Origin of the sequence: Clostridium sp. 2218st1_F5_2218SCRN_220325 (genome assembly GCF_039062665.1) — a bacterium.
GTDB lineage: Bacteria > Bacillota > Clostridia > Peptostreptococcales > Peptostreptococcaceae > Intestinibacter.
In genome coordinates, this window is the sequence record NZ_JBCLNH010000022.1 from 35,650 (window position 1) to 58,307 (window position 22,658).

The 22,658-nt window shown below is 29.2% G+C and carries 18 protein-coding genes; 17 read left to right on the forward strand and 1 reads right to left on the reverse strand.

What is annotated here, in order from left to right; all coding sequences use genetic code 11:
* Positions 1 to 214: 214 nt before the first annotated feature.
* The 17 genes from murB (at position 215) to ABCM86_RS12370 (ending at position 21,461) form a co-directional block, all read left to right on the forward strand.
* Positions 215 to 1,129 (forward strand): UDP-N-acetylmuramate dehydrogenase, encoded by a 915-nt coding sequence (murB, locus tag ABCM86_RS12290; protein WP_195929536.1) that lies wholly within the window; start codon positions 215 to 217, stop codon positions 1,127 to 1,129.
* 1 nt (position 1,130) lies between these two features.
* On the forward strand, positions 1,131 to 1,853 hold the full coding sequence (locus tag ABCM86_RS12295) for a PHP domain-containing protein (RefSeq protein ID WP_195929537.1): 723 nt from the start codon (positions 1,131 to 1,133) through the stop codon (positions 1,851 to 1,853).
* A gap of 13 nt (positions 1,854 to 1,866) precedes the next feature.
* Positions 1,867 to 2,724, forward strand: coding sequence for an RNase adapter RapZ (gene rapZ, locus ABCM86_RS12300; RefSeq protein ID WP_195929538.1), 858 nt, complete (start codon positions 1,867 to 1,869; stop codon positions 2,722 to 2,724).
* A gap of 13 nt (positions 2,725 to 2,737) precedes the next feature.
* Positions 2,738 to 3,835: a gluconeogenesis factor YvcK family protein gene (locus ABCM86_RS12305; RefSeq protein ID WP_195929539.1), complete on the forward strand. Its 1,098-nt coding sequence runs from the start codon at positions 2,738 to 2,740 to the stop codon at positions 3,833 to 3,835.
* A gap of 74 nt (positions 3,836 to 3,909) precedes the next feature.
* Positions 3,910 to 4,335 carry an NUDIX hydrolase gene (locus ABCM86_RS12310; RefSeq protein WP_195929540.1) on the forward strand — a complete coding sequence of 142 codons (426 nt, stop codon included), beginning with the start codon at positions 3,910 to 3,912 and terminating at the stop codon, positions 4,333 to 4,335.
* A 15-nt stretch (positions 4,336 to 4,350) separates the two neighbouring features.
* The gene (gene whiA, locus ABCM86_RS12315) at positions 4,351 to 5,289 is read left to right on the forward strand and encodes a DNA-binding protein WhiA (protein WP_195929541.1); all 939 of its coding nucleotides are present in this window, start codon (positions 4,351 to 4,353) and stop codon (positions 5,287 to 5,289) included.
* A 145-nt stretch (positions 5,290 to 5,434) separates the two neighbouring features.
* A complete protein-coding gene (locus ABCM86_RS12320; RefSeq protein ID WP_343004085.1) occupies positions 5,435 to 8,971 on the forward strand; it encodes a DNA polymerase III subunit alpha in 3,537 nt (1,178 codons plus the stop codon).
* Positions 8,972 to 9,144: 173 nt separating this feature from the next.
* Positions 9,145 to 10,104, forward strand: a complete 960-nt coding sequence (pfkA, locus tag ABCM86_RS12325; RefSeq protein ID WP_343004086.1) for a 6-phosphofructokinase — start codon at positions 9,145 to 9,147, stop codon at positions 10,102 to 10,104.
* Between the two features lie 82 nt (positions 10,105 to 10,186).
* Positions 10,187 to 11,947, forward strand: a complete 1,761-nt coding sequence (gene pyk, locus ABCM86_RS12330; protein ID WP_195929544.1) for a pyruvate kinase — start codon at positions 10,187 to 10,189, stop codon at positions 11,945 to 11,947.
* 415 nt (positions 11,948 to 12,362) lie between these two features.
* Entirely contained in the window at positions 12,363 to 13,934 is a 1,572-nt protein-coding gene (locus ABCM86_RS12335) for a sodium-dependent transporter (protein ID WP_295675986.1), read from the forward strand.
* A 345-nt stretch (positions 13,935 to 14,279) separates the two neighbouring features.
* Positions 14,280 to 14,972, forward strand: a complete 693-nt coding sequence (locus ABCM86_RS12340; protein ID WP_295573613.1) for a hypothetical protein — start codon at positions 14,280 to 14,282, stop codon at positions 14,970 to 14,972.
* Positions 14,973 to 15,050: 78 nt separating this feature from the next.
* Complete coding sequence (gene rlmD, locus ABCM86_RS12345; RefSeq protein WP_295675983.1) at positions 15,051 to 16,415, forward strand: 23S rRNA (uracil(1939)-C(5))-methyltransferase RlmD; 1,365 nt, start codon at positions 15,051 to 15,053, stop codon at positions 16,413 to 16,415.
* A 190-nt stretch (positions 16,416 to 16,605) separates the two neighbouring features.
* A complete protein-coding gene (locus tag ABCM86_RS12350; RefSeq protein WP_295675982.1) occupies positions 16,606 to 18,039 on the forward strand; it encodes an MDR family MFS transporter in 1,434 nt (477 codons plus the stop codon).
* A 208-nt stretch (positions 18,040 to 18,247) separates the two neighbouring features.
* Positions 18,248 to 18,661: an EamA family transporter gene (locus ABCM86_RS12355; protein WP_195931316.1), complete on the forward strand. Its 414-nt coding sequence runs from the start codon at positions 18,248 to 18,250 to the stop codon at positions 18,659 to 18,661.
* A gap of 424 nt (positions 18,662 to 19,085) precedes the next feature.
* Entirely contained in the window at positions 19,086 to 19,826 is a 741-nt protein-coding gene (locus tag ABCM86_RS12360) for a M15 family metallopeptidase (RefSeq protein ID WP_295675980.1), read from the forward strand.
* Between the two features lie 216 nt (positions 19,827 to 20,042).
* Entirely contained in the window at positions 20,043 to 20,660 is a 618-nt protein-coding gene (udk, locus tag ABCM86_RS12365; protein ID WP_195931314.1) for a uridine kinase, read from the forward strand.
* 231 nt (positions 20,661 to 20,891) lie between these two features.
* Positions 20,892 to 21,461, forward strand: a complete 570-nt coding sequence (locus ABCM86_RS12370) for an NUDIX hydrolase (RefSeq protein WP_295573622.1) — start codon at positions 20,892 to 20,894, stop codon at positions 21,459 to 21,461.
* Between the two features lie 172 nt (positions 21,462 to 21,633).
* Here ABCM86_RS12370 and ABCM86_RS12375 read toward each other — a convergent pair whose 3' ends face one another.
* Positions 21,634 to 22,419: a methyltransferase domain-containing protein gene (locus ABCM86_RS12375; protein ID WP_295573625.1), complete on the reverse strand. Its 786-nt coding sequence runs from the start codon at positions 22,417 to 22,419 to the stop codon at positions 21,634 to 21,636.
* Positions 22,420 to 22,658 lie beyond the last annotated feature (239 nt).

Sequence of the window (22,658 nt, forward strand, 5' to 3'; positions counted from 1 at the left end):
ATAACTAGAATTATGTTTTCTTTGAGATACACTTTTATTTATAGAAACATATATTAAACCATAATAAAATAATTAAACAGACTTAAAAATACAAAAATGAATATAGAAATAAAAAAACAATTTAGATAAGAACGTAAATATAAGAATAAAGAAGGAAGGAGTCTGTCAAATACTTATTTATATTAAAGTGAGGTTTGGCAATAAATATTTAAATATGAATAAAGAATTAGTTTATAATGACTTAGTAAAAATAGTTGATGCGGAAAATGTAAAAATGGATGAGCCTATGAAAAAACACATCTCTTTTAGAGTAGGTGGACCAGCTGATATATTAGTTAGACCGACAACAGAAGAACAATTAGCTGAGGTATTAAAATATATAAATGAAAATGAGCTTCCATACTTAATAATAGGAAATGGATCAAACCTATTAATAAAAGATGGTGGAATAAGAGGTATAGTAATAGAATTTGGAGATAACTTCAACAACTATGAAATAGAAGGAAATACAATAAAAGCACAAGCAGGAGCTTTATTATCTGTATTAGGAAAAGCAGCACTTAGAGAAAGTTTAACTGGATTTGAATGTATATCAGGAATTCCAGGTACACTTGGTGGTGGGTTAGCAATGAATGCAGGTGCTTATGACGGAGAAATAAAATCAGTTGTAAAATCTGTTAGAGTAATGAATCCACAAGGTGAAATATCTGAATTCACAAATGAAGAAATGGAGTTTGCTTATAGAAGAAGTAGACTTACTAACTCTGATTATATAGTTTTATCAGCAGAACTTGAGCTTAAAAAAGGTGACTATGACGAAATAAAAGCGTATATGGCTGATTTAACAAATAGAAGAGTAACTAAACAACCATTAAATTTACCAAGTGCGGGAAGTACTTTTAAAAGACCAGAAGGGTACTTTGCAGCAAAATTAATAGATGATTGTGGGCTAAGAGGCTTAACATTAAGAGGAGCACAAGTTTCTGAAAAACATTGTGGATTTGTTGTTAACAAAGGTGAAGCAACAGCAAAAGATATATTAGATTTAATGTACATTGTAAAAAGTACAGTTTTAAATAAATTTGGTGTAATGTTAGAAGAAGAAGTCAAAATACTTGGAGAGGATTAATATGGAAATATTAGCTGATTATCATACTCACACTGTATATAGTCATGGAAAAGGAACTATAGAAGACAATGTGAAAGTAGCAATATCTAAGGGGATAAAGACAATCGGTATTTCAGACCATGGGTATAAAAATATTGCCTATGGTGTGAAAATCGATGATTTTAAAAAAATGAGAGAAGAAGTAGATATTTTGAATGAAAAGTATAAAGACCAAATAAAAATACTTTTAGGTGTTGAATGCAATATATTAGATAATAAGGGAAATATAGATTTAACAGAAAATATTGCTCAATATTTCGATTATGTAATGGCAGGATATCATTTTGGATCTGTTCCAACATCTTTTAAGGGGATGGTCAATATGTGTCAAAATTACTTCTTTAAAAGTAAAAGTGAAAAAGCCAAAGAATATAATACTGAGGCAATTGTAAATACTATAAAAAATAACGATATATTTGCAATTACTCACCCTGGAGATAAAGGGGGAATTTATATAGAAGAAGTGGCTAAAGTGGCAGAAAATACTAATACTAGACTAGAAATAAATAGTAGCCATGAGTTTTTAAATGTAGAACAATTACAAAAAATAAAGGATTATAATCTTAAATTTGTTATAGGTTCTGATGCGCATATACCACAAAATGTAGGTAACTTTAAATTAGCATTAGAAACTGTAAATAAATCAGGATTAGATAAATCGTTAATCGAAAACATTATAGTTTAAGGAGGGGTCTTTAATGAAATTTGTAATAGTAACTGGATTATCAGGATCAGGCAAGAGTGAAGTAATGAAAGTCTTTGAAGATATGGATTATTATTGTGTAGATAATCTACCTCCAACATTAATAGTAAATTTTGCTGAAATATGTTATCAAGCAGGGTCAATGGTAGATAAGGTTGCACTAGGTATAGATATAAGAGGAATGAAATTTTTTGAAGACTTACACGAAAGTTTAAGAACATTAAAAAAAGAAAATTATCCTTTTGAAATCCTATTCTTAGACTGTGATGATGATACTCTTCTAAAGAGATATAAGATGACTAGAAGAAATCATCCATTAGCATTAAATAGACAAATACCAGAAGGCATAAAAATTGAAAGAAAGATTTTAAATCCATTAAAAGAAATTGCAAATTATATAGTAGATACTACTAATATGAAGCCTAAAGATTTAAAAGAAGAAATATTAAAAATATATTCAACTGGAGAGAAGCAAACAAATCTTACAATATCTGTACTTTCATTTGGATTTAAACATGGTATCCCTAAAGATTCAGATTTAGTATTTGACGTTAGGTTTTTACCAAATCCATACTACTTAGACAGTCTTAGAGATAAGACAGGGGAAGACCAAGAAGTTAGGGATTATGTTATGAATTCTGATATTAGTAGAGAATTTTATGCGAAGCTTACAGATATGATAGACTTTTTAATACCACAATATGTAGAAGAAGGAAAACACCATTTAGTTATTAGTATTGGCTGCACTGGAGGAAGACATAGATCTGTAACTATAGCTAATCTTATTGCTGATGAAATACAAAGCAATGGCTATAGGGTTGTTAAAAAACATAGAGATTTTATGTTGAAATAGTGCGGAGGTTATTATGGAAATATTTGGTATAGTTTTTGGGATAATGGGTATAGTATGTTTTGGCATAGCTATATATTTATTTATCCAAATGAAAAATGAAAGGATAAGATACTTAGAGTTAAAAAATAAAGAACAAAAAGGCCCTAATGTAGTAGTTATCGGTGGGGGAACTGGCCAATCAATTTTTCTAAGAGGATTAAAACATCATACAGAAAATATAACAGCGATAGTTACTGTTGCTGATGATGGAGGAGGGTCAGGCGTTCTTAGATCTGATTTAGGAATGTTACCACCGGGAGATATCCGAAATTGTATTATGGCACTTGCAAATATAGAACCAACTATGAATGAAGTTATGCAATATAGGTTTGAAGATGGAGCATTAAAAGGTCAAAGTTTTGGAAACCTATTTTTAGCTGCTATGAATGGTCTATATGGTAATTTTGAGACAGCAGTTTACAAAATAGGCCAAGTTTTTGCAATAACAGGAAGAGTTTTACCAGTTACACTTGAAAATGTAGATTTAAGTGCAAAATTGGAAAATGGTCAAATTGTAAAGGGAGAATCAACAATACCAAAAGAAGTTAGAAAACAAAAATGTAAAATAGATAAAATTTCTTTAATACCAGAAAATTGCAGACCGCTAGATGAAGTAATAAGCTCTATACATGGAGCGGATATAATTGTAATGGGACCAGGAAGTTTATACACAAGTGTAATACCAAATTTACTAGTTCCAGGAGTAATTGAGGCTATCAAAAAATCAAATGCTAAGAAAGTATATATACCTAATGTTATGACACAACCAGGAGAAACAGAGGGATATAATGTATTAGATCATGTCCAAGCGATAATTAAACATACTGAACCAGGATTAATTGATTGCATTGTAACTAATAATGAAAAGATATCAGAATCTGTAGCTAGAAGATACAACGATGACGGTTCAACACAAGTTTTATTAGACAATGAGCAAAGATTAAAATTGAAATGTATGGGAATTAAGGCTGTGGAATCGAATTTAATAGAAGTAAAAGATAACTATATTAGGCATAATGCTGATGAAATTTCTAGTATAATTATTAAACTGGCTCTAGGTCATGATATGTAACAGTGAATAAAAAAGGATTTTATATCTTTATGAAGAAATTCTTATTATTATGTTGAATTAAGGAGTGAAAATCTATGAGAGAAGAGATTAGCGCCGGGGGTGTAGTCTTATTTGGGAATGCAATTCTTCTACTTAGAAAATTTAACGGAGATTGGGTGTTACCTAAAGGAAGGGTAGAGGAAGGTGAACAAAGAAAAGACGCGGCTCTAAGAGAGGTACTAGAAGAGACAGGAGTAAAAGCCGAAATTTTAAAATATTTAGGAGAAATCCATTACACATATAAAGAGAATTGGGATGAAAACAAGGCTGTCCATAAAACCGTTTTTTGGTATCTAATGAAATCGAAGGATATGGAGACAATTCCTTTAAAAGAAGAAGGTTTTGTGGATGCTAAATTCATACATTTAGATAGAGTGGTTGATTTAGCAAGGTATAATGATGAAAGAGAAATAATAAAGGTTGCATTAGAAGAAATAAAAAAAAGGAATAAAAAAAGCTAGAATTAGGTGATAGAAATGTCTTTTTCAAGTGAGACAAAGAATGAATTAGCTAGAGTTAAAGATATCGATGTAAATGATAAATTATCAGAACTATCAGCTATAGTTAGAATGGCTGGGACTATACAATTTGCGGGATTAAGAAAAATAAATGTAAAGATAACAACAGAGTTAAATTCAATTGCAAGAAGAGTATTTAAACTACTTAAAAAAGAATTTAATATAGAAACTACAATTTCTGTAAATAAAAATCAAATGCTAAAAAGAAATAACAGTTATGTTTTGATGGTTAAAAGTGAAAATGGGGCGGAAAGACTTCTTAAAAAGTTGGCAATACTAGAAGATAGAGATGGTTTCTTTCCGACAAACAACATACCACAAGAAGTATTTGATGATGAAGTTCTAAAAAGGGCTTATCTTAGAGGTGCCTTTTTAGGTGGAGGTTCTATAAGTGACCCCGAAAAAAATTATCATATGGAATTTGTAACTAATAACGAGGATTACGCAAATTCTCTTAGGGATTTAATAAACTCTGAAGGATTAAACGCAAAAATAGTTGCTAGAAAAAATAGTTTTGTTGTTTATTTAAAAGAAAGTGAACAAATTTCTGATTTATTAAGTATGATAGGGGCGTATCAAGCACTACTTAGTCTACAAAGTACTAAAATAGTAAAAGAAATGAGAAATAACGTAAATCGTATTGTAAATTGTGAAACTGCAAACTTATCAAAAACTGTAAATGCAGCAGTTCGACAAGTAGAAAATATAAAATTAATCCAAAGTAAAATAGGAATTAGTAGTTTACCAGAAAATTTACAAGAGATAGCGCTCTTAAGAGTAGAAAATGAAGATATGTCACTGAAGGAACTAGGGGAGATGTTAAATCCGCCTATAAGTAAATCAGGTGTTAATCATCGATTAAAGAAAATAGAGCAAATTGCTAATGATTTAAAATAGAGAACAAGGGGAATTTTACATAAATTCCCCTTGTTTGTTTTTAAAAAATATATTAATTTATACAGATAGGAAATGGGTATAAATTAATAAAAAATACGATTATATTAGATATTTATATACAAAATTTATATTAGGAGGTGGAGATATGTCAGGCGAATTTGCGCACCTACATGTGCATACAGAATATAGTTTGCTAGATGGTTTTTCAAGAGTTAAGAAACTTATAAAAAGAACTAAAGAATTAGGTATGAAATCTGTCGCTATAACTGACCATGGAAATATGTTTGGTGTTATAGATTTCTACAAAGAGGCAAAAAAAGCTGGTATAAAACCAGTAATAGGATGTGAGCTATACACTGCACAACGTAGTTTAAAAGACAAGGACCCCAATTTTGATAAAAGGTACGGACATTTAATTTTATTAGCTGAAAATATGACTGGATACCAAAACTTAATAAAACTAGTTTCTATATCATATGTAGACGGGTTTTACTATAAGCCAAGGGTAGACATAGAAGCTTTAAGAGAGCACAGTGAAGGAATTATATGTTTATCGGCTTGTTTAGCAGGAGATGTTTCAAATGCATTAATGAACAGAAATTATGAAAAAGCAAAAGAAATTGCTTTAACATATAACGAAATTTTTGGACAAGGGAACTTCTTCTTAGAATTACAAGATCACAATCTTCCAGAACAAAAAGAAGTAAATGCATCATTAGTAAAATTATCTAAAGAGTTAAATATACCATTAGTAGCCACAAATGATGTTCATTATGTCGATAAAGAGGATTCAAAGGCACATGATGTTTTACTATGTATACAAATGGGTAAAACATTAAATGACCCAGCAAGAATGAGATTTGGAACTCAAGAGTTTTATCTAAAATCAAGAGAAGAAATGGAAGAATTATTCCCATATGCACTAGAAGCTTTAGATAATACTGAAAAAATTGCACAAAGATGTAATGTAGAGTTTGATTTTAATACAATACACTTACCAAATTATGAAGTTCCAGAAGGATATACAACTTCAAGTTATCTTGAAGAATTATGTTACAAAGGGTTACATGAAAGATATGAAAATCCAAGTCAAGAAATTATAGATAGATTAGAATATGAATTAGGTGTTATTAATAAAATGGGATACGTAGAGTATTTCTTAATAACATGGGATTTTATAAATTTTGCAAAAGAAAACGGAATAATGGTAGGGCCTGGACGTGGTAGTGCTGCAGGTTCAATAGTTGCATATACACTTAAAATAACAGATATAGACCCAATAAAATATAACTTACTGTTTGAAAGATTCTTAAATCCAGAGCGTATATCAATGCCCGATATAGATATAGATTTCTGCTATGAAAGAAGAGAAGAAGTTATAGATTATGTTAAGCGAAAATATGGGGCAGACCATGTTGCACAAATAATTACATTTGGTACAATGGGTGCAAAATTAGCTATAAGAGACGTCGGTAGGGTGTTAGATATACCATATAATAAAGTCGATAAAATAGCAAAAGAAATACCAAATGCATTAGGAATGACTATAGACAAAGCTCTTGAAACAAATCCTAACTTAAAGGCAATGTATGAACAAGACCAAGAGACAAAAACTATAATAAATATTTCTAAAGAGTTAGAGGGAATGCTTAGACATGCTTCTACACATGCGGCAGGTGTCGTTATATCTAAAAATCCGATTGATGAATATGTACCATTATACAAACATCAAGACGCAATAAGTACCCAGTTTACAATGACAACGTTAGAAGAATTAGGACTTCTAAAAATGGACTTCTTAGGACTTAGAACATTAACAGTTATAAGAGATGCGTTAGACTTAATTGAAAAAAATCACGGTGTAAAAATAGATTTTTCTAAGATGGATTATGATGATCCAAAAGTATTTGAACTTCTTTCAACAGGAAATACTTTAGGTGTGTTCCAAATGGAAAGTGCCGGTATGAGATCATTTATGAAACAATTAAAACCAAGTAATTTTGAGGATATAGTAGCCGGTATATCATTATACAGACCAGGTCCAATGGATTCTATTCCAACTTACTTAGAATATAAGCATAATCCAGAAAAAATAACATATATGCATGAGAAGTTAAAACCAATAATGGAAGTAACATATGGTTGTTTAATATACCAAGAACAGGTTATGGAAGTTGTTAGGGAGCTTGGTGGATATAGCTATGGACGAAGCGACTTAGTTAGAAGAGCTATGGGTAAAAAGAAAATGGATGTAATGGAAGAAGAAAGACAATATTTTATCCATGGAAAAACAGATGAAAATGGAAATGTAGAGATAGCAGGATGCGTTAGAAATGGTGTAGACGAACAAACTGCAAATAAAATTTTCGACGATATGATTGACTTTGCCAAATACGCATTTAATAAATCACATGCTGCGGCATATGGTGTTATAGCATATGAAACAGCTTATTTAAAAGCATATTATCCAGTAGAATTTATGGCAGCATTAATCACAAGTGTAATGGGTAATACAGATAAAGTTGTTGAGTATATTAGAGAATGTAATGCATTAAATATAAAAGTTTTAAAACCAGACATAAATAAAAGTTTCGCAAAATTCTCAGTTGAAGATAACAATATAAGATTTGGACTTGCAGCAGTAAAAAACGTAGGTGTAAATATAATAAACAATATTGTTATTGAAAGAGAAACAAATGGAACATTTACTGATTTTATGAACTTAATAAAAAGATTAGATAGTAAAGATATAAATAAAAGAGTAATTGAAAGTCTAATTAAATGTGGCGGATTTGATGGAATGGGATACAATAGAGCCAGTTTAATGATGGGATATGAAAAAGTATTGGAAAGTGTATCTTTAGAAAGAAAGAAAAATGTTAAAGGGCAAATTTCTTTATTTGATGGATTCGACGGATTTGGACAAACTGAAGAAATAGATAAATTTGAAAATGAAATTACTTCTATTCCAAATATACAAGAATTTGAAGAAAGAGAAAAATTAGCTTTAGAAAAAGAAGTTTTAGGAATGTATGTTAGTGGGCATCCACTTTCAGAATATGAAAAAGAACTAGAAACAAGAACATCAATTAATACTAAAAAATTAAACGAATTAAAAGAAGACCTGGATAAATATTTATCTATGGACCAACAAAATGCAATAATTGGTGGAATGATTTCTAATAAAAGAATACAAACTACTAAAAGAAATGAAATAATGGCTTTCTTAGAAATTGAAGATTTATATGGAACTATGGAGGTAATTGTCTTTCCTAGAACCTTACAACAATATAATACTATTGTAAATGAAGAGAATATAGTTTATATTAAAGGTAGATTAAGTATACAAGAAGAGGAGAATGCTAAAATAATAGCTCAAGAAATAAAAGATATAAATGATAAAACTCCTTTTGTAGAAAATCAAAAAAAGGTATATAATAAACAAGTAAATAATATAGAGGAAAGTTTATTTCTAAAGATAGAAGATATAAATGATAAAGAAAACCTACAAAAAATAGAAAAAATTTTAAAACTTTATCCCGGTAGAGATGAAGTATTCTTATGTACTACTGTGCCAAAGAAAAAATACAAATGGAATGGAAATGTTACAATTTCCAATGTTTTAATTGAAAATTTAAAGCAAATATTAAATGAAACTTGTATTAAAATTGTATCACAGTAATAAAATAATATAAAATACCCAAAAATATAATACGATATAGCTAAATTTTTTCCAAAAATATGGTATAATATCGTAGTATATGAATTGGGTAAGTTTTTTTAATTGACATGGGATAAATAATACGTATAGGGACTAAAAATGTCCCTTGGGAAAATGGTTTTAGGAGGTAGCTTATGAAAACAATAGGAATATTAACAAGTGGTGGAGATGCTCCAGGAATGAACGCCGCTATAAGAGCAGTCGTAAGATCAGCAATCTATTATGGTTGCAAAGTGTATGGAATTAATAGGGGATATAAGGGATTAATAGAAGATGACGTACAAGAAATGAACTTATCATCAGTAGGTGACATTATACATAGGGGAGGAACTATTTTAAAATCTTCAAGATGTGAAGAGTTTAAAACTGAAGAAGGAAGAAAAATAGCAGTTAAGGTTCTTAAAAAATATGGGATAGATTGTCTAGTTGTAATTGGAGGAGATGGTTCATTTAATGGGGCAAGTAAATTAAGTGAATTAGGGTTCCCAGCAATAGGGATACCGGGAACAATAGATAATGATTTAGCATATACAGACTATACAATTGGATATTTCACAGCTATAGAAACAGTAATTGATGCTATCGGTAAAATAAGAGATACATCATCTTCTCATGAAAGGGTTAACATTGTTGAAGTTATGGGAAGACACTGCGGGGATTTAGCTTTATATTCTGGTCTTGCTGGTGGTGCAGAAACAATAATACTACCAGAACATCCAGAAAATATAGAAACTGTATGTGACAGATTAGAAACAACTAAAAAAAGAGGTAAAAAACACAGCATAATCGTTTTAGCTGAAGGTGTAGGGAATGCACATGAAATAGGAAAACAAATAGCAGAAAGAACAGGTTCAGATTTGAGAGTAACAATTCTTGGACATGTACAAAGAGGTGGTAGTCCGACTGCATTTGACCGTATCCTAGCAAGTAGATTAGGGGTAAGAGCAGTAGAATTATTACTAGATGGTAAGTCTGCTAGAGTAGTTGGATTAAGAGATGATAAAGTTATCGACATGGATATACATGAAGCTTTAGCTATGAAAAAAGATTTTGATAAGTATACTTATAAAATGACACAAATTCTATCTATATAGTGCTATAAAAGTCAAAAATACTATTTTTTATAGTTTTAATTATATAATAATTTATGTAACAAGATTTAGGAGGATAACATTTATGTTAAAAAACGCAAAAAAAACTAAAATAGTTTGTACACTAGGACCAGCTTCTGATAGCGAAGAGGTATTAACACAATTAGTAGAAAATGGTCTTAATGTGTGTAGATTTAACTTCTCTCATGGGGATCATGCAGAACAAAAGGTAAGAATGGATACTGCTAAAAGGGTAAGGGAAAAATTAAATGTTCCAGTAGCATTATTATTAGACACTAAAGGTCCAGAAATAAGAACAGGAAAATTTGCAGACCCAGAAGTTCTTTTAGAGCAAGGTCAACAATTCATAGTAACTATGGATGATGTTTTAGGAACAAAAGAAAAATGTACAGTAAGTTATAAAGAATTAGTTAACGATGTTAAAGTTGGGGATACTATACTTATCGATGACGGTCTTGTTGGATTAAAAATAAACGAAATAAAAGGTAATGATATAATCTGTACTGTTGAAAACTCAGGAATAGTTAAAAACCACAAAGGTGTTAACTTACCAGGTGTAAAAATAAATTTACCAGCATTAACACCAAAAGATATAAGTGATATAGAATTTGGTATAGAACAAGATATCGATTTTATAGCAGCATCTTTCGTTAGAAAAGCTTCTGACGTATTAGCTATAAGAGAAATATTAGAAAACAACAATGCTACTCATATACAAATAATATCTAAAATAGAAAACCAAGAAGGTGTAGAAAACTTAGATGAAATATTACAAGTTTCTGATGGTTTAATGGTAGCAAGAGGTGACTTAGGAGTTGAAGTTCCAACAGAAGAAATGCCAATAATACAAAAAGACATGATAAGAAAATGTAATGAATTAGGGAAACCAGTTATAACTGCTACTCAAATGTTAGACTCTATGATAAGAAATCCTAGACCAACAAGAGCAGAAGTAACAGACGTTGCAAACGCTATATATGATGGAACTGATGCAATAATGCTTTCAGGAGAAACTGCTGCAGGTAAATACCCTGTTGAAGCTGTTAAAGTTATGGCATCTATATCAAAAAGAATAGAAGAAACTTTAAAATATGAAGAAATACTAAGAGAAAGAAACTTAAAAGGTTCTACAGTAACAGATGCTATAAGTTATGCTACTTGCACAACTGCAATAGAATTAAATGCTTCTGCAATAGTATCTTCAACTTCTTCTGGATATACAGCTAGAATGGTATCTAAATTTAGACCTAAAACACCTATCATAGCTGCTACTGATAGCGAAAGAACTAGAAGACAACTAGCTTTAAGCTGGGGAGTTTATTCAGTACAAGCTGATCAAGCAAAAAATACAGATGATGTTATAGAATATTCTATAAATGCTGCTAAAGAGGCAGATTATGTAAAACAAGGTGAATTAGTTGTAGTAACTGCTGGTGTACCAGTTGGTGAAAGTGGAACTACTAACTTAATAAAAGTTCACGTAATGAGTGAAGAAATAGCAATGGGTATGGGTGTAGGTAGAGACACTGTTGAAGGAAGAGTTAAAATCGTAAAAGATGGAGAAACTTGTGTAGACTTCAACGAAGGTGATATATTAGTTACATCTATGACAAATTCAGATATGAATCAATATATTGAAAAAGCTGCTGCTATAGTAACAGAAGAAGGTGGAATGACTTCTCATGCTGCTATAGTTGGTATAAACTTAGGGAAACCAGTTGTAATGTCAGCTTCTGATATAATGAATAAAGTTGAAAATGGGGAAATAGTAACTGTAGATGCTACTAGAGGAGTAGTTTATAGAGGCTCAAGTAGAGTTTTATAAGAAATTGTTATCCTAAATTGTGTTAAATATACTTTAGCAAAATAAACAAAGAGAATTATATTTATTTGTAAATTAAATAGATATAATTCTCTTTTTATTTTGAATAATTATTTTATAAAAATTTACTAAAATGGTAAAAAATTCAAATAATTATTGAAATTTATAAAAAATGATGATACTATTATTTTATAAAGAGGGCCACTAATGTAGCAGATGCTTTAAATTTAGTGGCATTTTTTATAAAATAAATAGTCAGAAAATTTAATAAAATATTAAAACTTATAATACGATAATAGACTAAATTTGGATATAAATATAGCATTAATGTTTTATTAAATTGAAATTATATTTCTGATTTATTTAAGTTATATTTGTTTTGTTTAGGTCATAATATTTAACAAAGGAGGGGTAAAAGATGGCAGATAATCAAAACAGAGATCAATGGGGTTCGAAGATAGGTCTGATTCTTGCAATGGCAGGGAATGCAGTTGGGCTTGGTAACTTCTGGCGTTTCCCATATATAGCAGCCACTAATGGTGGTGGAGCATTCATGATTCCATATTTCTTTGCACTAATAGTTATAGGTTTACCTACAATGTTAGTTGAATGGACAATAGGACGTTATGGTGGTGCTCATGGACATGGTACAGTTGGTCCAATGGTATATATACAAGCTAAAAAAGCAATATCTCCTAAAAAAGCAATCATATTAGGCTCTGTATGTGGAGCAATAGGTTTTGGGGTAACTGTATTAGTTAACTCATATTACACTCATATCATAGGTTGGTCATTAGGATATGCAGTTAATTCATTAACTGGTGGATATGTAGGTGTAGATTCTGGAGCATTCTTTGTAAACTATGTCACTGATCCTAAAAACTTAATATTCTGGATTATAGGTTTAGCATCTTTAGGATGGGCAGTTATGAAAGGTGTATCTGAAGGTATAGAAGCTTGGGCTAAAGTAATGATGCCAGCTATATATGTATTTGGTATCATATTAGCAGTAAGAGCCGTAACATTAGGCGCTCCTGTAAATCCAGATTGGTCATCTATGAAAGGTTTAAATTTCGTTTGGAATCCAGACTTAAGTCAGTTAACATCAGCTTCAATAGTTACTGCTACAGGTCAAATATTCTTTACGTTATCTTTAGGAATGGGTATAATTTGTAACTACGCATCATACCTACAACCAGATGAAGATATAGTAACAGCTTCTGTAGCAACAGTAGCATTAAATGAATTTGCTGAAGTTATATTAGCTGGTACATCTGTTATACCTATATCTTATGCATTCCTTGGACCAGAAGGTATAAAAGGTAGTATAGGTTTAGCATTTATGGCATTACCAAATGTATTTACTACAATGGCTGGTGGTAGAATATTTGGTGCAGTTTGGTTCTTCTTATTATTCTTTGCAGGATTTACATCTGCAATAGCAATGTACAACTACTTAGTTGCATTACTAGAAGAAGAATTAGGCGTAGAAAGAAAGAAAGGTGCTATAGTAATATTCATATTATACTTAATCGTTGGTGCTCCAATAGCTGCTGAAGGTATAATAACTGGAGAAGCTAACTTAGTTTACTTTACAGAAGTAGATAACTGGATAGGTAACTACTTACTAATAGTTCTTGGATTATTAGAAGTTATAACACTTGCTTGGTTAGTTAAAGATGAAGGTCTAGAAGAAATGAACAGAGGTGGATTATGGCATGTACCAAAATGGTTCTATAGAGTATTCCATCAATTCTTAACACCAATTTGTATAATAGTATTCTTAGCAATATTCACAAAAGACTACTGGACAGCTGGTAACTTTAAAATCACTCCATCATATATCGAAGGAATTGAATATATGGCTCCTTGGGTAAATGCAGCAAGATTAGTTGTTGTAGTAGTATTAATAATTGGATTTGCACAAACATATAGAGCTATCAAACGTAAATATAAAGATGAAATAGAATCTAACAAAGTAAATGCTTAGTTGCATTAAAATAATTACTTAGTCGTGTTTAATAAATAAAGGATGGTGAATTATCATGACAGGTGCAGCATATACATTTTTAGGTATTGTTTGGGTTGCTATATTAGGAACAGCTGGAATAGCTTTAAAGAAAATAGTTGGCAATAGAGCATAATAATGATACTTTAAAGTGACATAATTAATTAAAAAAGAAAACCCTACAAAAACTTTGTGGGGTTTTTTTATAACACATACTTTTAAAAGTTTTATTTAAATTTTAATTAGAAGGAATTATACTTATATTACGGATATATTTAAATTGTATTCATAAAAAGGTTATATATTTAAACAGAGGGGGTGTATTAATTGGGTTCAAATACAGTAGCATTAACAATTAATAATCTAAGCAAAGAAATTAAAAAATTAAAAGGCCTTAAAGATAGACAAAAAGGTAAGTATTTATCTGATTTAGACAAATTAAATGCACAATATAAAGACTTAGAATTACCAGATTATTTTACGACACAGTATAACCAATTAAATAAAAAGGGGAATGAACTTCTTAAAGATATCAGAGGCGGAAAACATGTAGACAATGTAGCAAATGATATTCCTATTTATATAAGGTATTTAAAAGCATCTTTAATGGACTTTGAAGGTAAAACAAATAAACTAAAATATTATCTTCTTAGTTTCTATTTAACATCAGCATTATTTATGGCATTTACACCTCAGTTTTACGGTTATATATTACCACTTATATTTTTAGTACCAATATTCCTAGGTGTAAGAGGATGTAAAAAAAGATCAATAAATGGATTTTATATGAGTATGAGTGTAATACCGGTTGCGATTATGACGGCAGCTACATGGATTAGATACGGAATACAAGCAATGGGAGATTTTGATACATATGTAAAGGCTATTGTTGATTCGGGATTAAGTCAATCAATGTCTGAAAAATTAATATATGTCGGTTTTGTCGGAGGTATATTATTACTTGTAGTAGCATGTTTACAATTATATTTTGGATTTAAAAATAAAGATTTATTTATTTAAGGACTTTATAAGTCCTTATTTTTTTGGTAAAATAAATTTTTGAAGTCAAAAAAAATTGTTCGGAGGAAAAGGGAACCTATGTTATCAAAAAATAAAGAATATATAGTAGATATAGTAGATATAGGTCAAGGTGGCGTAGGAATTGGAAAATACGAAGGTTTTACTGTATTTGTCGATGGTGGACTTGTACAGGATAAAATAAAAGTTAAAATTACAAAATCTAAAAAAAATTATGCTGTTGGAGATATGATAGAAATAATTGAAAAATCACCATTTAGAGTAGCTAGAAAATGTAGCGAAAATCTTAGACAGTGTGGTGGATGCCAAATTCAAGAATTAGACTATCAAAAACAGCTTGATATAAAAACCAACGAAGTAAAACAAGTTATAAGTAGGATTGGTAAACTAGATGACGTTGTGATTCACGACACTCTAGGAATGGAACATCCTTTTAGATATAGAAATAAAGCTCAATTTCCAATTCAAAAGAAAGACAATATGCCTGTTATAGGATTTTATAAAAAGAAAAGTCATGACTTGATATCGACTGATGAATGTATAATACAACATGAAGTAAATGATAAAATAATAAAAATAATAAAAACTTATATTAGAGCCTATAATGTAAGTATTTATGATGAAAAAACACATAAAGGTTTATTAAGACATGTAGTAACTAAAGTTGGATTTACTACAGGTGAAGTGATGATCGTTTTAGTTGCTAACGGTAAGAAACTACCATATTTAAAAGAATTAGCATCAGTTTTAAAAGAAAATATACCTGGATTTAAAACTCTTGTTGTAAATGTTAATACACAAAAAACTAATGTTATTTTAGGAAAAGAAAATATAGTTGCTTATGGAGATGGAATGATTAGAGACTATATAGGTGAATTAGTATTTGAAATATCACCATTATCGTTCTTCCAAGTTAATCCACTTCAAACTGAAGTTTTATACAATAAAGCTTTAGAATATGCAAATTTAGGCGAAAATGACACAGTATTTGATATTTATTGTGGAATAGGTACTATATCATTATTCTTAGCACAAAAGGCTAAGAAGGTATACGGAATAGAAATAGTAGAAGACGCAATAAAAGACGCTAAGAGAAACGCTAAGATAAATAACATGGATAATGTCGAGTTCTATGTTGGAAAGGCTGAAGAAGTCGTTCCAAAGATGTATCAAGAAGGAAAAAGAGCTAATGTAGTAGTTGTCGACCCGCCAAGAAAAGGGTGCGATGAAAAAGTACTAGATACGATAATTTCGATGCAACCAGATAGAGTGGTTTATGTTTCATGTAATCCATCTACTCTTGCAAGAGATTTAGCTTACTTAAATGAAAGAGGATATAAATGTCATGAGATACAACCTGTAGACATGTTCCCACATAGTGTTCATGTTGAAAATGTGGCATGGTTATCAAAAGCTGATAACTAAAAGCAAATATCCAATTATAAATAAATTAAAGTTAATATATATGTTTATATTAATTAAAATAAAAACTCCCATTTACGGGAGTTTTTTTGTTTTGATTACTTACAAGAAAGGTAACCTAAATTGACAGTGGTATTATTTGTATAATATAATAATTTATGTTATTTACAATTGTTGGGAGGAAAAAGGAATTATGGGATTGGAATTAAGTGAAAGGAAGAGAAACATCATATTTGTTAACGTTCTCATAGGGTGTATTGTTTCGACTATGCTTTCAACTGCGTTAACAACTATTTTATCATCAGTAATGGATTCGTTTAATATTGATGCTGCAATGGGACAATGGCTTACGAGTTCATATTCACTAGTAATGGGGATTATGATGCCTTTAACGGCATATTTGATTAATACTATTTCGACAAAGAAATTATATATCGTTTCTATTGGATTGTTTATAGTAGGTTTAATCTTCTGTATATTTGCGACAAAATTTGAAATTATGTTATTAGGTCGTCTTATACAGGCATGTGGAGCAGGTATATTAACAGCAATGACTCAAGTTATTGCGTTGACAATTTTCCCTGCTGAAAAAAGAGGAACAGCTATGGGGTGGTATGGATTATCAGTAGGAGTAGCTCCAGTGATTGCACCAACATTAGCAGGAATTATTTCAGATAGTGTTGGTTGGAGAATGTTCTTTGTATTAGTTCTAATTATAGCGATTATATCATTTATAGTATCTGTTTTTGTGTTCGAAAACGTTTTAGAAACGAAGAATCAAAAACTAGATATTGCTTCATTTATTTATAGTATTTGTGGTTTTGGTGGTATAACCTTGATGGTTGGTAGTATTTCAGGTGGGAATTGGAAGAGTATGAATTTTATTATTTTATCAAGTATTGGAATATTAGGAATGATATTATTTTTACGAAAACAGTTAAAACTAGAAGAGCCATTTTTAGAAATTAGATTAGTTAAAAATAAAATTTTTACAATGTCTTTAATCGGAAGTATATTACTTTACTTTATTGTTCTTGGATCTTCTGTGATGTTGCCATTATATGTACAAACTATAAAAGGTTATTCTGCAACAATTTCAGGATTTGTAACATTGCCAGGAGCTATTGTAATGGCAGTATTAAGTCCTATAGCAGGAAAGATATATGATAAATTAGGTATAAGAAAATTATACATATCAAGTGCTATATTATTATTTATTGGAAGCGCAGGAATGAGTCGAATTACAATGGAAACATCTATATGGTGGGCATGTATTTTAAATATATTCCGTTATGCAGCCATAGGATGTATACTTACACCTATTATGACATGGGGAGTTAATAATATAGAAAGTAGTTTAACATCACATGGGACAGCACTTATAAACACTCTTAGAACAATTGCAGGTGCAATTGGAAGTGTAGTATTTGTAGGGATAATGACTTCTGTTGCTTCTAACTCTACAGCTATAGATTCTAATTTAGCACAACTAGAAGGGATGTCTGCATCATTTGTTGGAATGGCTATTGCATCGGCAGTATTCTTAATAATTGGGATTTTAGGAGTAAAAGATGCTGAATTTGATGATGAATATGCTCAAGAAGACGAGTCTGAAGTAGTTATATAAAAATATTAGAATAAATTCCTTCTTAAAGTATAAGAAATAAATTGATTTTAATTATCTAAAATACAGTTTAATAAAGATAAATTAGGAGATAGAATTATAGCTTATCTCCTAATTTATTTTCAAGTAAAGTTCGGTATCATAATATTTGGATTATATCGATTATTTTGGTATAATTGAATTAAAATTATATTAATAAGGGGGTGAAAATATGTGGTTAGTATTTGCGATTTTATCATCTGTATTTGCAGCATTAACTTCTATTCTTGCAAAGGTTGGGATTGATGGTGTAAATTCAAACTTAGCAACTGCAATAAGAACAGTAGTAGTTCTTGTTATGGCATGGGCAATGGTATTTTTAACTAATACGCAAAGTGGTATTGTGGAGATTAGTAAAAAGAGTTGGACGTTTTTAATTTTATCAGGTCTTGCTACAGGAGCATCTTGGCTATGTTACTACAAAGCATTACAGATAGGAGATGCATCAAAAGTTGTTCCAATTGATAAATTAAGTGTGGTAATTACTTTAATTTTAGCATTTACATTTTTACACGAGCAATTCACAATGAAATCAATAATAGGCTCAATTTTAATTACAGCAGGTACATTATTTATGGTATTGTAGATTAGTTTATATTTATAAAAGCTAATATTATATATATAAACTAATCTTATATATATAATATAAAAGGTAGCTGCATATTTTTTGCCTTTGCTATGATAATGATTTTCATTATACAAAAACATCAAAATAAGTTATTATAAGACATTTAAAGATAAGTAAAAACTCAATAATAACAAAAATAAGTCGATAATTAAAAAAACAAGAGAAAAATATGGAATAAAATGGTATACTAGAAAGTGAGTAATTAATTAGAATAATGAAGTATCTAAGTAAATACAGATGCACATAGTATACAATATAAAATTTCATTATAAATGATGAATTATAAGAAGCAGATATAGATACTCCATATAAAAATTATTTATAAATAATCAAAATACAATATAAAAAGATTATTAGTAAATGAGGGGTAGGAGATATTAATATGAATAGTATAAAGAAAATAGGAATGATAACAGGTTTTTCTATTGTTTTAGGAGCTGGGGTTTTTATGACAAATATCAATATAAATAATTTATTTAATGATAAAGTTGTTTATAGTGATATAAATGAAAAAGTAAAAGAAACAAATCAAGAAAAATCAGAGAAGACAAAGGTAAAAAAAGAAGCTAAGAAAATAAAACCATCTAAAGATAAAAATGGTGCGTATAATGTAAATGGAACTATAATTGTTAATAAAAAATATGGTTTAGATGAAAATTATACATATAAGGACAATCAAGAATTGTATGATGAGGCTACAGAGGCATTTGAAAAAATGCAAAAAGATGCTGAAAAAGATGGAGCATGGTTTCATATAGTAAGCAGATATAGAAGTTATGCTGTTCAAAATTGGGTATATGAATCATATAAAAAAGAAAGGAAAAATGTAGATACATTTTCTGCAAAACCAGGATATAGCGAACATCAAACTGGTCTTGCTTTTGATTTGAATGGGGAAGATCAAGAAATATCTTCAAATGAAAAATTTGAAGGTACAGAACAATATAAATGGCTTAATGAAAATGCATATAAATATGGATTTATATTGAGATATCCAAAGGATAAAATTGATATAACAGGATATAAATTTGAGCCTTGGCATTATAGATATGTAGGAACAGAAATAAGTTATGCATTAAAAGATAGAGATATAACTTTAGAAGAATATTTTAATCTTAAATAAATACTTCTAATAAAAAAGTAGTTGGTATTAATATGGATGCCAGCTACTTTTTTTATTGATAAATATATATTTTTTTAACTTATTTAAAATAAAAATTGTAAATTCTTTAAAGGCTATTGAAAAGTAATTTTATATAAGATATTATAGAAATAATATGTTTTAAAATATAATATAAATTATAAGTTAAAAATAAATAAGAACGAGTAGGTGTGCAGAATGAAAAAAGATATATGTATAGTAGGTATAGCAGGTGGTTCTGCTTCAGGGAAAACTACTATTGTAAATAACATAAAAGAGTTATTTCAAAATGACATTGAACTAATAAGTCATGACAATTATTATCTATCAAATGATGATAAAACTATGGAAGAAAGAGTTAAATTAAACTATGACCATCCATCATCATTCGACACAGATAAAATGATAGAAGACGTTAAAAAATTAAAATCAGGTGAAATGATATACAGACCTGTTTACGACTACACTCAACATACAAGAGCGAAAGAAGTTGTAGAAGTTCATCCTAAAAAAGTTATAATACTAGAAGGTATATTAATACTAGAAGATCCAAGACTTAGAGATTTAATGGATATAAAAGTATTCGTTGATACTGATGCTGATGAAAGATTAATGAGACGTATATTAAGAGATACACAAGAAAGAGGAAGAACAGTAGAATCAGTTTTAAATCAATATGTAACTACTGTAAAACCAATGCATGAGCAATTTGTAGAACCTTCTAAAAAATATGCTGATATAATAATTCCTAGAGGTGGCGAAAACAAAATAGGAATACACATATTACAAGAGCATTTAAAATTAATGTTAGACTAGGTTTAAGTTAAAAATTATTTTATTATAAGATAATTAAACTAAATAATATAGTAAAGTGCGTAAATTCTATATTATACAAATAAGATATATATAATATAACTGAAATTTGTAATATTATAAGTGCAGATGATTAAATAAAATTTATTTGATAATCTGCACTTATTTTTTTATTAGTAAAGTCTCTTACATAATATAATTAATATATAATCATATTATGTAGGAGGCTTTACTTTGAATTATATACAAGCGATAAAAAATTTTGAACCGATAAATGAACAAGAACAAAACGATAAGAAACTAATTTTAAATTTTATAGAAAAAAATAATGATGTACTTTATAGAGAAAATGAATATGCACATATGACTAGTTCGGGGCTTATTTTTAATAAAAACTTAGACAAAATACTTATGGTTCACCATAATATCTACAATACATGGTCATGGACTGGTGGACATGCTGATGGGGAAGATGATTTATTAAAAGTAGCGATTAAAGAAGCAAAAGAAGAAACAGGAGTAAAAGATATAGGTGTTTTGGATGAAAATATAATAGCTATAGATATTTTACCTGTTGTTCCACATATAAAAAGAGGAAAATTTGTAAGTGGACATCTCCACTTCTGTATATCATATGCTTTAGTAGCAGATGAAAGTAGTCATACTGAAGCTAAGCTAGACGAAAATAGTGGTGTTAAGTGGATAAAAATAGATGAACTAGAGAATTATTCAAATGAACCATATTTAATTGGAATATATAGAAAAATACACAAAAAGGTTCTTATGGATAGAGAAATTAAATAATAAAAATGAAGGATAGAAAATTTATCTTTCATATTGTTTTGAACTCGAAGTATAGGATATTTTAGTAATAAAAATATATCTAAACAAAATAAAAAGCTATGGTAAAATGAAACTTAAATATTTTATCATAGCCTTTTTATTTTAATTTATATAACTAAATTCTAAGTTTATATTATTTTGATTTTGTAGCAACTACAAATAATCTCTTATAATTAAATAAAACACTGCCATCAGCTCTTAAAGAATAAACATTTTTTAATTTTATTAAGTAGTTATTTTTAAAGTTTTCTCTAAAATCATCACTAGGAAGTGCGTTTAAATAATCTTTCATACTAGTACTTTCATACCATTGTAATATACCTTCAAGCCCTTGCATTACATGCATATAAGTTGTAGTCCATATTTGTATATCTTTTGCGCTTGATAAGTGAGATAATACATCATAATAAAAGTCAGGTTGATGATGATTAAATCTCAATTTTTTTCCTTCAAAATAAGGTCTATATTTTTTTACATATTCTAATTCATATAGCGCTTGTTGACCTTTAATATTATCTACTAATGGCAATTGTATTGCTATAGTTCCACCTATATTCAATAAAGCATACCATTTTTTTATCAATTCTTCATGATTTGTCATACGTTGAATAGCAGCATTTGAAAATACTATATCGAATTTCCCCAATGCACTTAAATCCCATGTAGCATCCATTAATCTGAAGTCCATATCTGGATAAAGTAATCTAGCTTTTTCAATCATAGTAGGTGAGTTGTCTATACCGATAATTTCAGCATTAGGCCATCTTCTCTTTAACTCGTTAGTACTATTACCAGAACCACAACCTATATCTAGGATACGATTAGGATTATCTATTCCTATTCTTGAGATTAAGTCTTTTGCAGGTAAAGTTCTTTCTTTACCGAATTTTAAGTATAAATCTGGATTCCAATCTATCATTTTAAAATTCCCCCTTTGAAAAAAAACTCTATATACTATGAATTAAAGCACTATTAAGTTGAAAGTGCAAGAAGAAAAAAATAAATTTCATTATAAGTAAAAATATTTTTATATATATTTTAAAATTAATTTTTAGTATAAATAGATTGAACATTATTTTGAGGTAAAATTCATAAAAAACTTAACTTTATAGTGTATACTAAATATAAATAAGTGAAATAAATTAAATAATATAATTT

Bases quoted from the DNA above. Each gene is read 5' to 3' on its own strand.
- ABCM86_RS12375 (WP_295573625.1), bottom strand. From the start codon at position 22,419: ATGATAGATTGGAATCCAGATTTATACTTAAAATTCGGTAAAGAAAGA.
- udk (WP_195931314.1), top strand. From the start codon at position 20,043: ATGAAAAAAGATATATGTATAGTAGGTATAGCAGGTGGTTCTGCTTCA.
- pyk (WP_195929544.1), top strand. From the start codon at position 10,187: ATGTTAAAAAACGCAAAAAAAACTAAAATAGTTTGTACACTAGGACCA.
- rapZ (WP_195929538.1), top strand. From the start codon at position 1,867: ATGAAATTTGTAATAGTAACTGGATTATCAGGATCAGGCAAGAGTGAA.
- ABCM86_RS12360 (WP_295675980.1), top strand. From the start codon at position 19,086: ATGAATAGTATAAAGAAAATAGGAATGATAACAGGTTTTTCTATTGTT.
- ABCM86_RS12355 (WP_195931316.1), top strand. From the start codon at position 18,248: ATGTGGTTAGTATTTGCGATTTTATCATCTGTATTTGCAGCATTAACT.
- ABCM86_RS12295 (WP_195929537.1), top strand. From the start codon at position 1,131: ATGGAAATATTAGCTGATTATCATACTCACACTGTATATAGTCATGGA.
- ABCM86_RS12305 (WP_195929539.1), top strand. From the start codon at position 2,738: ATGGAAATATTTGGTATAGTTTTTGGGATAATGGGTATAGTATGTTTT.
- murB (WP_195929536.1), top strand. From the start codon at position 215: ATGAATAAAGAATTAGTTTATAATGACTTAGTAAAAATAGTTGATGCG.
- ABCM86_RS12350 (WP_295675982.1), top strand. From the start codon at position 16,606: ATGGGATTGGAATTAAGTGAAAGGAAGAGAAACATCATATTTGTTAAC.
- pfkA (WP_343004086.1), top strand. From the start codon at position 9,145: ATGAAAACAATAGGAATATTAACAAGTGGTGGAGATGCTCCAGGAATG.
- rlmD (WP_295675983.1), top strand. From the start codon at position 15,051: ATGTTATCAAAAAATAAAGAATATATAGTAGATATAGTAGATATAGGT.
- ABCM86_RS12310 (WP_195929540.1), top strand. From the start codon at position 3,910: ATGAGAGAAGAGATTAGCGCCGGGGGTGTAGTCTTATTTGGGAATGCA.
- ABCM86_RS12320 (WP_343004085.1), top strand. From the start codon at position 5,435: ATGTCAGGCGAATTTGCGCACCTACATGTGCATACAGAATATAGTTTG.
- whiA (WP_195929541.1), top strand. From the start codon at position 4,351: ATGTCTTTTTCAAGTGAGACAAAGAATGAATTAGCTAGAGTTAAAGAT.
- ABCM86_RS12335 (WP_295675986.1), top strand. From the start codon at position 12,363: ATGGCAGATAATCAAAACAGAGATCAATGGGGTTCGAAGATAGGTCTG.